This is a genomic window from Streptomyces sp. NPDC096040 (assembly GCF_040303265.1).
In the GTDB taxonomy this organism is placed as follows: Bacteria; Actinomycetota; Actinomycetes; order Streptomycetales; family Streptomycetaceae; genus Streptomyces.
The window spans coordinates 300,154-312,737 of record NZ_JBEOTA010000006.1 but is presented as its reverse complement, the minus strand read 5'-3'; the positions used below and the strand labels follow the sequence as shown (position 1 = coordinate 312,737).

Genomic DNA, 12,584 nt, shown 5'->3' with positions numbered 1-12,584 from the left:
CATCAGCACGTCGTACGGCGGCTCGGCGTGCCCCGGGGTACCCGGGGGCCGAACTCCCGGGCACAACCGGGCGAACACCTGCGAACACCTGTGCCCCGGCCCCACACTGTCCGGCATGAGGGGACCCAGGACCGTGAAGGTGGCCGTACGCCATGTGCTCGGCGACGCCGGGCGGCCCGGTACGCGGACCGTCACCTGGGCCGCCCGGGACTTCCGGCTGGCCCGGCCCGTCGAGGGCCGGGACCGGGTCGGGCTGGAGTGTCCGGTCTGCTCGGCCGCGCTCCTTGCCGAGATCCGCGACCACGGCCGCACCCGGCGCGTCCGTCTGACCTGGGGCGCGATCTCCCTGCTCGCCCTGGCTCTCTTCGGCGTCTCGCTCGTCTACGCCGTCCACGAGGGCGGCCGGACCCTCCCGGCCGGGCAGTCACCGCCCCTGCTCCTGCCGATCAGCGTGGCCGTGGCCGTCGTCACCCTGATCGCCACCCCCACCGCCTGGGGGATCGCCCGCAACCACATCGGCGTCACCCTCGTCGACACCCCCGGCCCCCGCCGCGGCCACCGGATCGTGCCGGTACGCGGCTGAGACACCGCTCAGTGCCGGGCGAACTGGACCCCCGTCCCCTGGATCGTGTCCGGGCGTACGGGGAGTGCGGGCACGGTGAGTTGCTCCCCGTAGATGTCGGTGAGCCGGATCTCGCCGCCGCAGCCGGTGCCCTTCTCGGAGAGGAAGTAGTTGTAGCCGGTGCGGGTCAGCGCCAGCCAGCCGCCGCCGGTGCGGACCTCGAGGCGGGCCAGCGGGTTGCGGTGGCCGATCGCCTGGATACCGCACCAGTACTGGGTGGAACCGGTCTTGTAGCGGATCGAGACCGTGTCCGAGGTGGCCGGACTCAGCAGGCTCCAGGTGATCGCGATCCGGCCCGCCGAGAGCGGCGCGAGCTTCGCGAACGCCTGCTGGCTGAGGTCGAGTTGGCCGACCGCGCAGGGCGCCGGGCACTCGTTGGTGATGCGTACGGTGATGGCCGTGCCGCTTGCCGCGCGGACGGAGACGTACGCCCCGCACGCCTTCGCCGTCTCGTAGTCCGCGGTGTTCATCGCCGCGGTCATGACGTCGGAGGTCGGGCCGTACGAGCAGGCGCCGTTGCCGTTCCCGGCGTCGTAGGAGGTGGCGACCCCCTGATAGGAGGCGCCGGGGTGGATCCGGCCGGCCGCGGGGGCCGTGGTGGTGGAGGGGGTACGGGCGGAGCCGGCCGCCGCGCGCCGGGTCGGGGTGGTGGCGGGAGACGCGGACGCCGTCGGCGTGGTCCGTGCGGTCGCTGTGGGCTTCGGTGACGCCGACGACGGCTTCGCTGACGCCGTTTCCCTCGCCGCCGCGCTCGCCTCGGCTTCGGACGAGGACACGGACGACGAGGAGGACGCGGACACCGCCCGGTCCTGCGCGGCGCCGGACGCGTCCCCGGGACGGAACGCCACGACCAGGGTCACGACCAGGGCGACGGCGGCCACGGCTGCCACCGCCAGCAAGGGGCCGCGGACCGGGCGCCACTCGAAGTTCGGGTCCGGGCGCCGGCGGCGGCGATGTGAGGAGGAGGCCACGGAGGGATCCTTACGCGGTTCGGCGGTGCATGTCCTTCGAACGTCGCCTTCTGAACGTCGAAGCTTCCGGTACGGCAGTGGCCGCCGGAGCCCGAAAGGTTGCCGCCCTCGCCGGATCAGTCCCGCCCCAGCACCACCGTCCCCGACGAGCAGAACCAGCCCCCCGTCCCCGACGCCACCCCCAGCCTCGGCAGCCCCCCGTCCGCCCGGCGCACCTGCCGGTCACCGGCCTCTCCGCGCAGCTGCCGCACCGCCTCCACCAGCAGGAACAGCCCCCGCATGCCCGGATGTTGGGCCGAAAGCCCGCCCCCGTCCGTGTTCACCGGAAGCTCCCCGCCCTCGACCCGCAGCCGCCCCTTCTCCACGAAGGCGCCGCCCTCGCCCTTCGCGCAGAAGCCCAGGTCCTCCAGTGTGACCAGCGTCATGTAGGTGAAGGCGTCGTAGATCTCCGCGAAGTCCACCTCCGACGGCCGTACGCCCGCCCGCCGGAAGGCCAGTTCGCCGCTCACCGCCGCCGGGGAGGTCGTGAAGTCCGCCCACTCCGACATCGTCGCGTGCGAGAGGCACTCGCCCGTGCCCAGCACCCACACCGGCGCGGTACGGCAGTCCCGTACGTACTCCTCGGCCGCCAGCAGCACCGCCGCGCCGCCGTCGGAGCGGATGCAGCAGTGCAGCTTGGTGAAGGGGTCGGCGATCATCGGGCCGGACAGGACCTCGTCGACCGTGACCGGGGTGCGGAACATCGCCTCCGGGTTCAGCGCCGCGTTCGCCCGCGCCTGGACCGCGACCTCCGCCAACTGCTCGATGGTCGTGCCGTGTTCGATCATGTGACGGCGGGCCGCCATCGCGTACTTGGCGATGAGCGTGTGGCCGTAGGGGACCTCGAACTGGAGCGGGCCTCCGGCGCCGAAGGACAGATCGCCGGTCCTGCGCCCCGCCTTGATGTCGGCGCGGGCGGTGGAGCCGTAGACCAGCAGGACCGCGTTGGCGTGGCCCGCCGCGATCGCGTCCGCCGCGTGTGCCGCCATGACCTCCCAGGTGGAGCCGCCGACCGAGGTGGAGTCGGCCCAGGTGGGGCGCAGGCCCAGATACTCGGCCACCTCCACCGGGGCCAGTGTGCCGAGGCCCGCCGACGCGAAACCGTCCACCACCTCCCGGCCGAGGCCCGCGTCGGCCAGCGCGCGGCGGGCCGCCTGGGCGTGCAGGGCGTAGGCGGTGGTGTGGTCCACGCGGCCGCAGTCGGACAGGGCCACGCCGACCACGGCGACCTTGCGGGGTCCAGTCATGAATCTGACGGTACATCAGGTTCGCTCGACTCCGCCCCTGTGCATCTGCGTCCACTGCCCCTAGCATGACGGGCCGTCAGATGGTCAGGAGGTCCGGTCATGGACGCCCGCTTCACCGACGAGCAGGACGAGATCCGGCGCGCCCTGCGTGAACTGCTCCACAAGCGATGCGGGACGGAGGACGTACGGACCGCCGTCGACAGGCCGGAGGGGCACGACCCCGCCCTGTGGAGCGCCCTCGGCGAACAACTCGGCCTGCCCGGACTCGCCCTGCCCGAGACATACGGTGGTGCCGGCTGCTCCGCCACGGAAGTCGCTCTCGCAGCCGAGGAGTTGGGCCGCGCCCTCGCCCCCTCGCCGTTCCTCGCCACCGCCGTCCTCGCCGCCCCGCTGCTGCTCGCCCTCGGCACCGACGCCCAACGCGCCGAACTGCTCCCGAGGATCGCCGACGGCGGTCTCACCGCCGCCCTCGCCGTCCCCGGCACCCGGCTCGGCACCGCCCTGGCGCTCACCGGGCCGGGCGGCGGCGACTGGGCCGGCGGCGGGCGGGCCGGTGGCGTGCAGGCGCGGCGCGAGGGGGGCCGGTGGCAGCTGTACGGAGAGGCCGACCAGGTGCTGGACGGACACAGCGCCGGGCTGCTCCTTGTCCCCGCGCACGCCCGCGGGTACGCCCGCTCCCGCGTCCTGCTCTTCCTGGTGGCGGGGGACGCCGACGGTGTCGTACGGACCCGGCGGACCACCCTCGATCCGACCCGCCCCCAGGCTCGGATCCAACTGCGCCATGTGGTGGCGGAACCGGTGGGCGACGAGGACACCGACATCCGGCCCGCCCTCGCCGCCCTCGGCGACTCCGTGGCCGCGGTGCTCGCGGGCGAGGCCGTGGGGGCCGCGGACCGGGCGCTGGAGCGGACCGTGGAGTACGTGAAGCAGCGTGAGCAGTTCGGGCGGGCGATCGGATCGTTCCAGGCCGTCAAGCACCGGCTGGCCGACGTGTACGTGGCGGTACGGGCGGCCCGGTCGGCCGCCTGTTACGCGGCCTGGGCGACGGTCCATGGGGAGAGGGTGGGCGGAGTGGCCCTCGCGCAGGCCCTGGAGGCGCTGCGGACCGCCGCCGCGGAGGGGATCCAGCTGCACGGCGGTATCGGGTTCACCTGGGAGCACGAGGCGCATCTGTACTTCAAGCGGGCCGCCGGGGACGAGCTGCTGTTCGGGCCCGTGCACCGGCTGCGCGGGCGGGCCGCCGACGCGGCGGGGCTGTTCGAGGGACGCGAGGTGGCGGTGTGATCGGCGAACGCCTGGTGCGCAGGGCGGCGACCAGCCGCGGGTTCCTGAAGGTCGCCCCGCATGCGGTGCCGGCCCTGGACCGGGCCGTGCACCGGCTCAGCCGGGGCAGGGTGCTGCTCAGCGCGCAGATGCTGCCGGGGGCGATCCTGACGTCCGCGGGGGCGCGCAGCGGGCTGCCCCGGCGCACGCCGCTCGCGTGCATGCCCCAGGAGGACGGCTGGCTGCTCGTCGGGTCCAACTACGGCCGGAGCGACCACCCCGCCTGGACCTACAACCTCCTCAGACACCCCGACGCCGAGATCAGCTGGAAGGGGCGGGACATACCGGTCACCGCCCGGCTGCTGACGGGGGCGGAACGGGCGGCCGCCTGGCGTCAACTCCTGGAGTTCTGGCCGCCGTACGCGACGTACCAGGAGCGGGTGGAACGGGAGCTGCGGGTCTTCCGGCTCACCAGGGCATAGCGGCCACCAGCGCACAGCCCTCACAGCGCGTGCTGTGCCAGCAGCAGGGCGCCGATGCCCAGCATCGCCGCCCCCGAGGTGCGGGTGACCGCCCTGGCCGCTCGCGGACGGGCGGAAAGCAGGCGGCGGGCCAGGATGCCGACCGCGAGGTAGACGGCGGCGCAGGCAGCCATGTGCAGGGCGCCGAGTACCGCCGTCTGGGCGGCCACGGGGGCGTGGTCGCCCTTCGTCACCAGGAACTGGGGGAGTACGGAGAGATAGAGCAGCAGGCCCTTGGGGTTGAGGCCGCTGATCGCCGCGCCCCGCCAGAAGCCCAGCCCCTCCGGCCCGGCCGCCGCTGCTGCCCCCTCCGCCGCAGGCACCGCCGGGCGCCGCAGCACCCCCCACCCCAGCCACACCAGATAGACGGCTCCGGCCACCGTGAGCGCGGTGAGCAGCGTCGGCGAACCCGCCACCAGCACCGCGAGCCCCGCGACCGCCAGTGCGGTGTGCAGTGCGTACCCGGCGACCAGGCCCGCCACCGCCCGCGGTACCGAGCGGCCGCGCACCCCGGCGGCGATCACGAACGCCCAGTCGGCGCCCGGCACGCACACCAGCAGCAGGTCCACGGCGAGGAAGGAGAGCAGGGGTCCGGTGTCCATGGCAGGAACATTAGGCGCGAACTACCCGAAAGTGTTGTCGAAATTTGCTCGTTACCGGCTGCTTCGGGGGAGAATCTGCCGCATGGACGACGTGGACCGCAAAATTCTTGCCGAGCTCCAGCAGGACGGGCGGCTGACCGTGACCGAGCTGGCCGGGCGGGTGCGGCTGAGTGTCTCGCCCTGTCACCGGCGGCTGCGCGAGCTGGAGCGGTCGGGGGCGATCAGCGGGTACCGGGCGGTGGTGGACCCGTCGTCCGTGGGGCTGACCTTCGAGGCGCTGGTCTTCGTGTCCATGCGGCAGGAGGACCGGGACACGGTCGCCGACTTCGAGCGGGCGCTTGCGGAGATCCCCCATGTGCTGGACGCGCAGCGGCTGTTCGGCGAGCCCGACTATCTGCTGCGGGTGGCCACCGCCGACCTCGCCGCCTTCCAACGGCTGTACGACGAACGGCTCGCGACCCTGCCGGGCGTACAGCGCCTCACCTCGACCCTGGTGATGAAGCACGTCGTCCGGGACCGGCCGCTGCCCGCGTGACGGAACCGGTAGCGCGACAGGCGGTGGTCCACCTCGGGTGAACCACCGCCTGCCAGACAGGACCCAGGACGCGGGTTACTTCGTTGGCTTCTTACCGGTCACGCCCAGATGCACCAACAGCGCGAGGTTCGGCTTGAGTTCGGCCTGCTTCACGCCCCAGGACTGGAAGCCCTTCTGGTGCGAGGCGACCGCCGCGAGCATCGCGACCAGCGAACCGGCCATGGCCGCCGGGTTCACGTCCTTGTCGACCTTGCCCTTGGACTGCAACTCCTTGATGGAGTCGGTCAGGGAGTTGTTCACCGAGTTCAGGATCTTCATACGGATCTTGTAGAACCGTTTGTCCCCCTCGGCCGCGCCGAGGTCGACCACGCGCAGGATCGCGTCGTTCTTGCGCCAGAACTCCAGGAATCCGTCCACGAGTTCCTGCGCGGTCGCCCAGCCGGCCTTGCCGACCCAGGAGCGCCCTTCCAGCAGCGCGGTCAACTGGCCGCCTTCGGTGGCCATTTGCTCGGCGATCTCCAGGACGGCGCCCTCGACGTCCGGGAAGTACTGGTAGAAGGTCGCGGGCGAAGTACCCGCCTTCCGGGCGACATCGATGACCTTGACGTCCCGGTAAGGGGAGGAGCTGAGCATCTCGCTGAGGCAGTCGAGCAGCTTCTGCCGGGTCGCCTGCCCACGCCGGCCGGCCACGCGGCCGTCGACGGTACGCACTTGTCCTGTCATGCCGTCAGCTTACCGAGGGGTGATCGGAGCGCGATTCGGCCGACTGCAAATGGGGTGCACGGCCGCGGGGGCGGTGGTGCGGCTGGTCTGCGGGGTGCGGGGCGGGCGGTTACTTTGGCGACATGGCCGAAAACAGGGCATCCGGATACACAGAGGGCGTCCCGTGCTGGGTGGACGTGCAGCTTCCCGACGTCGAGGCGGGCAAGCGGTTCTACGGCGGGCTCTTCGGGTGGACCTTCGAGGACGCCGGCGGGGGGTCCGTGTGGGCCCGCCTGGCCGGCGCGGACGTCGCCAGGCTGGCGCCCAAGAGGGACGGCCGGATGCCCACCGTGTGGACGGTGTTCTTCGCGACCCCCGACGCCCGGGACCTCGCCCGGCGGATCCTGGCGGCCGGCGGGCAGCTCGTGAGTGACCCTGCCCCCGTCCGTGACCTCGGCACCGCCGCCCTGGTCGCCGACCCCCAGGGCGCCGTCTTCGGCCTCTGGCAGGCCGCGGGCCACCCCGGTTTCGGCGTCCGGCACGCCCCCGGCACCTTCGCCTGGGCGCAGCTCTACACCAGGGACACCGACGCGGCCAACGACTTCTACGGCCGCCTCTTCACCGACGCCCTGTTCGGCACCGACGCCGACCCGGACTTCGGCCGCGCCCCCGTCTCCGATGTGTTCCACGCCGGGATGCCGCCGCAGTTCGTCGTGCACTTCCGTACCGGGGACGTGGAGGCCGCGGTCGAGGCCGTGCGGCAGCTGGGCGGCCGGGTCCAGGCGCCGCCCTTCGAGACGTCGTACGGAAAAGTGGCCGTCGTGACCGACAATCAGGGGGCGTCCTTCGCGCTGCTGCAACGTTGAGGCCGGAAACAGACGGCTCTCGGTGGATAAATGTCTCGCTTTGTCCTGTGACACCCCGATTGGTTGCCGGGTTCGCAACCTGCGCCCGGGCCAGGAAGAATCGGGGTGCGTGCCGCCATGGCGGTGCGGTGGTGAGACGCTGCACGGGGTCGCGTACATATGTGGGTGGACGAGGCCCGTACGGGGAGGTGGCAGGCAAGTGGTGGATCAGCTGACGCAGCACGATCCGCGGCGGATCGGGCCGTTCGAGGTGCTGGGACGGCTGGGGGCCGGCGGCATGGGGCTGGTCTATCTCGCGCGCTCGGCGTCCGGGCGGCGCGTGGCGATCAAGACGGTCCGGACCGAGCTCGCCGAGGACCAGCTGTTCCGGGTCCGCTTCACCCGCGAGGTGGAGGCGGCCCGCGCGGTCTCCGGCTTCTACACGGCCGCCGTCGTCGACGCCGACCCGCGCGCGGCCGTGCCGTGGCTGGCGACCGCGTACGTGCCCGCGCCCTCGCTCGAGGAGATAGTGAACGACTGCGGGCCGCTCCCGGCCCAGGCGGTGCGCTGGCTCGCGGCGGGCGTCGCGGAGGCGCTCCAGTCGATCCACGGCGCCGGACTGGTGCACCGGGACCTGAAGCCGTCGAACGTCCTCGTCGTGGAGGACGGCCCCCGGGTCATCGACTTCGGTATCGCTTCCGGCGTCTCGAACACCCGTTTGACGATGACGAACGTCGCGGTCGGCACCCCCGCCTACATGTCCCCCGAGCAGGCCAAGGACTCCCGCAGCGTCACCGGCGCCAGCGATGTCTTCTCCCTCGGCTCCATGCTCGTCTTCGCCGCCACCGGTCACCCGCCCTTCCACGGCGCCAACCCGGTCGAGACCGTCTTCATGCTGCTGCGCGAGGGCCCGGACCTCGAAGGCCTCCCGGAGGAACTCCGCCCTCTCATCGAGTCCTGCATGCAGATGGAGGCCACCGGCCGCCCCAACCCGGCCGACCTCCAGGCCCAGCTCGCCCCCCACCTCTTCGGCTCCGGCTCCGACGACAGCGGTACGGCGTCCGCGTGGCTGCCCGAGAAGGCGGTCGCGCTGATCGAGTCCCGCCGCGGCGGCCGCCCGGCCGTGAAGCCCTCCGCCAACCCGTCCGGCGGCCGCAGCGGCGGCCGGCTCGCCGTCCCCCCGCCGCCCTCCTACGACCCCGTCGTCCCGGCCCCGGTCCCGGTCGGCGCCCCGCCCGCCGGTCCCGACGCCGGCCCGGTCCGGCTGGCCGGCGCCCGGGTGCCGATCGGCCCCGGCCCGCGGGTCGCCGACGCCCGCGCCGCCGCCGTCAAGGCGCCTCCGCCCGAGGCCGGCCTGGTGGCCAACTGGTCCCGGCCGCGCCCCGGCGTCAACGGCGCCGATCCCGCCGTACCGGCCGCGCCCGTCCAGCCTCCGGAGACCGCGTCCGGCTGGCGGCCCTGGCGGTTCCGTATGTCCAACGACGTCTGGGGCACCCCGGCCGTCGACGGCGACCTCGTCTACGTCACCTCCTTCGAGGTGCACGCCCTCGACGTCGCCACCGGCCGCCGCCGCTTCAAGACCCGCGACGTCGCCTGGTCCATGGCGGTCGCCGACGGCCGTATCCACGCCTCCGACGGGCCCACCCTGTTCGCCTTGGAGGCCCGCGAGGGCGGCGACCTGTGGCGGGTGTCCACCGACGCCTGGGTGTACGCCCTCCAGGCCGACCGCGGCACCCTCGTCACCGGCACCCGGGGCGGCGGCGTCCAGGCCTGGGAGGCCTCCAACGGGCAGAAGCTCTGGGAGTTGTCCGGCGCCCAGACCGACTTCGAGTCCCCCGAGTCCGGGCCCTCCCTGCACGAGGGCACGGTCTTCGTCTGGCAGGACGGCCGGCTGCGGGCGCTGGACGCCCGGACCGGCGACGAGCGCTGGTCCTACCCCATCGGCGACGCGGCCTCCTGCGGCGGCGTACCGGTCCGCCTCACCCACGCCCCCGACGGCTTCGTGTACGCCTCCGCGGGCACCCGTGTCATCGCCCTCGACTCGGCGACGGGGCGCGTCCGCTGGCACTTCGAGGCGCCGGCCGTCTTCCTCTCCCCGCCGGCCTTCGTACCCGGCGCCGCGGTCACCGGCGGCGGCATCTACCTCGCGGACTATCTCGGCACCGTCTACGCCCTCGACGCCACCGACGGCCGCGACCGCTGGCGCATCGCCACGGAGGCCCGCGCGTCGATCGAGCCGGTGCTCGTCGCCGCCGGGCACGTGCACGTCGGCAGCGGCAAGGGGCTGTACACCCTGGACGCGGTCACCGGGACGCCCAAGTGGCGCTTCCAGGCGGGCGGTGACGTGGTCGGGGCGCCGGTGGTGGCGGAGGGCCGGATCCACTTCGGGTCCACGGACCATCTGCTGTACACGCTGAAGGCCGACGACGGGCGGCTGCGGTGGAAGCTGGCGACGGGCGGGGAGATCACCGGCTCGCCGGTGGTGCGGGACGGTGTGGTGTACGCGTGCAGCAAGGACCGGTGCGTGTACGCGCTGGACGCGGAGAAGGGGACGGGGACGGCGCGCACGGCGTGAGTGCCGCGACCGGTTGAGGGGCGGCTGCGGGTGCGTTGTGGCTTGTCGCGCCCACGCGGCGGAGCCGCATGTCGAATGCAGCCCCGCGCCCCTGAAAGCTGGCGTGCTGCTCTCGTGCCCCTCTGGGGGCGCGGGGAACTGCGCGATCAGCCCCCACGGCGCCGCAGTGGTGGATCTCCGGGTGCCCGGGACGGCCGTCGTACCAGTTGGTTGCACGGAAGGGCTGTGCACGGCGGCCGTCGCACGGGGTGGGAGTCGGCTCCCACAGCGAACGCTACGCCCGACGGCCGTCCGCCGCACGCGGTGACTCAGCGGATACGGGGCGTGGTCCGGGACCGGTTCCCGAACAGCTCGGCCTGCCGGTCGTCCGGCAGATTCCCCAGCGCGATCAGGTACGGCGCCTGCCCGTACCCCCGCTCCCGCGCCGCCTCCTTCGCCGCCCACAGCGCCCGCACGCTCCCCTGCACCCCCTCGGCCGGATGCCCGGCGATGACGGTGGCGCACCGTACGGCCGCCTCCAACGCCCGCCCCGGCCCGGTCACTTCGGACACCAGCCCCACCTCGTACGCCCGCCGGGCGGAGACGCGCTCGGCGTTGCCCATGAGTACCATCCGGGCCACCTCCCCGTACGGCATCCGCTGCGCCATCAGCACCGACTCGTAGGCGCTGACCATGCCGTAGGAGGTGTGCGGGTCGAAGAACGCGGCCGTCTCGTCGGCGACGACGAAGTCCGACTCCCCGAGGAGGTAGAAGGCGCCCCCGCAGGCCATCCCGGTCACGGCGGCGATCACCGGCTTCCACAGGTCGTTCGACTTCGGGCCGACGGCGATCAGCGGATCGTCCTGCATGTACGGCGAGGAGGGCTGCGGCACGACCGCGTCCCGGTCGAGCCCGGTGCTGAAGGCCCGCCCGCCGGCGCCGGTGAGGACGACGGCCCGTACGGCGTCGTCGAAGCGCAACGCCTGCCAGGCGGCCGAGAGTTCGGCGGCGGTGGCCAGATCGATGGCGTTGAGCTTCTCGGGGCGGTCGAGGGTGACGACGGCGACCCCGGTGTCCTGGTCCGTGTCGAGGCGCAGGCTCACGGCCGCTCCAGGACCCACTGCGGGAGACCGTCCGCGAACACCGCCTGCACCCTGGCGCCGATCCGGATCTGGTCGGGGGAGAGGGAGTTGAGGGGGGCGCCGGCGGCGCTGACCAGATTGCCCACCAGCCGTATGAGCGGCGCGTCCTCCAGCTCCACGACCACGACGTTGTACGGGGCCTGCGCCGCGTAGTCCGGGAGGAGCGGCGGGTGCGGGACGACGTACGACCAGATCCGCCCGCGTCCGTTCGTCGGCCGCCACTCGCTCGCGAAGGACTGGCAGTGCGGGCAGCACGGGCGGGGCGGGAAGCGGGGCTCGTGGCAGTCGGCGCAGGCCTGGACGCGGAGTTCGCCCAGTGCCGCGTACTGCCAGAAGGGGGCGCCGTCGGCGTCGATGGCCGGTCGCAGCATCTCAGCTCCTGTTCGTGAGGAGGAGGGCGGAGGTCGGCACGCCCTCGCCCGCGGTGACCAGACAGGTGGCGGCGCCGGGCACCTGGGCGGTACTGGTGCCGCGCAGCTGCTTGACGCCCTCGGTGATGAGGTTGAACCCGTGGACATAGGCCTCGCTGAGCCCGCCGCCCCCGGTGTTGACGGGCAGCCGCCCGCCGATCTCCAGCGCGCCCTGCTCGGTGAACGCCCCGCCCTCCCCCCGTCCGCAGAAGCCGTATCCCTCGAGGGAGAGGGGGATCAGCGCGCTGAAGGCGTCGTAGATCTGGGCGACGTCGACGTCCTCCGGGGTGAAGTCGGCGTGCTTCCACAGGTGCCGGGCGGCGGTCCAGGCGGGCCCGGTGAGCGGGTCGTCGTTCCAGTAGTTGACCATGCCGTGGTGCTGGGCGGGGAGGCCCTGAGCGGCGGAGTGGACGTACACGGGTCGCCCGGCGCAGTCCCTGGCGCGCTCCCTGCTGACGACCACGCACGCCAACGCCCCGTCCGTCTCCAGGCAGTTGTCGAAGAGGCAGAGGGGCTCGCTGATCCAGCGGGAGGTCATGTACATCTCGCGGGTGAGGGGGCGGTCGTACATGACGGCGGCGGGGTTCTGGTTTGCGCGGTTGCGGCAGGCGAGGGCGACGTTGAAGAGGTGGTCGCGGGTGGCGCCGTACTCGTGCATGTAGCGGCGGGTGAGCATGGCTATCTCGTCGGCGGGCCGGAGGAGGCCGAAGGGCCGGGTCCACTGGGCCGGGGTGGGGAGCTGGACGGTGGTGTTGGTCCAGGGGCGGGGCCCGGAACCGCGCTTGCGCGACCGCCAGGCGACGCCGACCGTGGCCTGGCCGGAGGCGATGGCGGCGGCGAGGTGCGCGACCGTGGCGCAGGAGCCCCCGCCGCCGTATCCCACCTTGCTGAAGAAGGTGAGGTCCCCGAACCCGACCGCCTTGGCCAGCTCCACCTCGTCGGTCTCCTCCATGGTGAAGGAGGCGAGGGCGTCGACCTCGCCGGGCGCGATCCCGGCGTCGTCGAGGGCGGCGAGGACGGCACGGCAGGCGAGGGTCCTCTCGTCCTCGTCGAGCCGTTTGGCGAAGGGGGTCTGCCCGATCCCGACGATGGCGGTGGCGTCCTTGAGACCGGCCATGTGCCCGCACCTCC

Annotated in this window: 13 protein-coding genes; 6 read left to right on the top strand and 7 right to left on the bottom strand. The window is 73.2% G+C overall.

The annotated features are described in order from the left end of the window. Positions 1-115: 115 nt before the first annotated feature. The gene (locus tag ABTY98_RS10465) at positions 116-583 is read left to right on the top strand and encodes a hypothetical protein (RefSeq protein WP_352220466.1); all 468 of its coding nucleotides are present in this window, start codon (positions 116-118) and stop codon (positions 581-583) included. A gap of 8 nt (positions 584-591) precedes the next feature. Here the strand turns inward: ABTY98_RS10465 and ABTY98_RS10460 are convergent, their stop codons facing one another. Both ABTY98_RS10460 and ABTY98_RS10455 read right to left on the bottom strand, forming a co-directional pair. Further along, positions 592-1,593 (bottom strand): expansin EXLX1 family cellulose-binding protein, encoded by a 1,002-nt coding sequence (locus ABTY98_RS10460; RefSeq protein WP_352220465.1) that lies wholly within the window; start codon positions 1,591-1,593, stop codon positions 592-594. Positions 1,594-1,709: 116 nt separating this feature from the next. Further along, complete coding sequence (locus tag ABTY98_RS10455) at positions 1,710-2,879, bottom strand: thiolase C-terminal domain-containing protein (protein WP_352220464.1); 1,170 nt, start codon at positions 2,877-2,879, stop codon at positions 1,710-1,712. 99 nt (positions 2,880-2,978) lie between these two features. Between ABTY98_RS10455 and ABTY98_RS10450 the strand changes: the two genes are divergently transcribed. After that, positions 2,979-4,163 (top strand): acyl-CoA dehydrogenase family protein, encoded by a 1,185-nt coding sequence (locus ABTY98_RS10450; protein WP_352220463.1) that lies wholly within the window; start codon positions 2,979-2,981, stop codon positions 4,161-4,163. Beyond that, complete coding sequence (locus ABTY98_RS10445) at positions 4,160-4,624, top strand: nitroreductase family deazaflavin-dependent oxidoreductase (protein ID WP_352220462.1); 465 nt, start codon at positions 4,160-4,162, stop codon at positions 4,622-4,624. Before ABTY98_RS10450 ends, ABTY98_RS10445 begins: the two co-directional genes overlap by 4 nt. Before the next feature lie 20 nt (positions 4,625-4,644). Here the strand turns inward: ABTY98_RS10445 and ABTY98_RS10440 are convergent, their stop codons facing one another. Beyond that, positions 4,645-5,265, bottom strand: a complete 621-nt coding sequence (locus ABTY98_RS10440; RefSeq protein ID WP_352220461.1) for a LysE family translocator — start codon at positions 5,263-5,265, stop codon at positions 4,645-4,647. An 82-nt stretch (positions 5,266-5,347) separates the two neighbouring features. Between ABTY98_RS10440 and ABTY98_RS10435 the strand changes: the two genes are divergently transcribed. Further along, a complete protein-coding gene (locus tag ABTY98_RS10435) occupies positions 5,348-5,800 on the top strand; it encodes an Lrp/AsnC family transcriptional regulator (RefSeq protein ID WP_352220460.1) in 453 nt (150 codons plus the stop codon). Between the two features lie 75 nt (positions 5,801-5,875). Here ABTY98_RS10435 and ABTY98_RS10430 read toward each other — a convergent pair whose 3' ends face one another. Beyond that, positions 5,876-6,523, bottom strand: coding sequence for a TetR family transcriptional regulator (locus ABTY98_RS10430; protein WP_352220459.1), 648 nt, complete (start codon positions 6,521-6,523; stop codon positions 5,876-5,878). Between the two features lie 122 nt (positions 6,524-6,645). On the opposite strand from ABTY98_RS10430, the gene kbpA reads away from it, so the two are divergent. Together kbpA and afsK are read left to right on the top strand one after the other, a co-directional pair. Beyond that, complete coding sequence (gene kbpA, locus ABTY98_RS10425) at positions 6,646-7,368, top strand: AfsK-binding protein KbpA (RefSeq protein ID WP_352220458.1); 723 nt, start codon at positions 6,646-6,648, stop codon at positions 7,366-7,368. A 199-nt stretch (positions 7,369-7,567) separates the two neighbouring features. After that, a complete protein-coding gene (gene afsK / locus ABTY98_RS10420; RefSeq protein WP_352220457.1) occupies positions 7,568-9,922 on the top strand; it encodes a protein serine/threonine kinase AfsK in 2,355 nt (784 codons plus the stop codon). Positions 9,923-10,230: 308 nt separating this feature from the next. Here the strand turns inward: afsK and ABTY98_RS10415 are convergent, their stop codons facing one another. The 3 genes from ABTY98_RS10415 to ABTY98_RS10405 are packed head-to-tail and all read right to left on the bottom strand — an operon-like array spanning position 10,231 to position 12,570. Then, positions 10,231-11,004, bottom strand: coding sequence for an enoyl-CoA hydratase/isomerase family protein (locus tag ABTY98_RS10415; RefSeq protein WP_352220456.1), 774 nt, complete (start codon positions 11,002-11,004; stop codon positions 10,231-10,233). Next, a complete protein-coding gene (locus ABTY98_RS10410; protein WP_352220455.1) occupies positions 11,001-11,414 on the bottom strand; it encodes a Zn-ribbon domain-containing OB-fold protein in 414 nt (137 codons plus the stop codon). The genes ABTY98_RS10415 and ABTY98_RS10410 overlap by 4 nt, the downstream gene beginning before the upstream one ends. A 1-nt stretch (position 11,415) precedes the next feature. Then, the gene (locus ABTY98_RS10405; protein WP_352220454.1) at positions 11,416-12,570 is read right to left on the bottom strand and encodes a lipid-transfer protein; all 1,155 of its coding nucleotides are present in this window, start codon (positions 12,568-12,570) and stop codon (positions 11,416-11,418) included. Between the last annotated feature and the right edge of the window lie 14 nt (positions 12,571-12,584).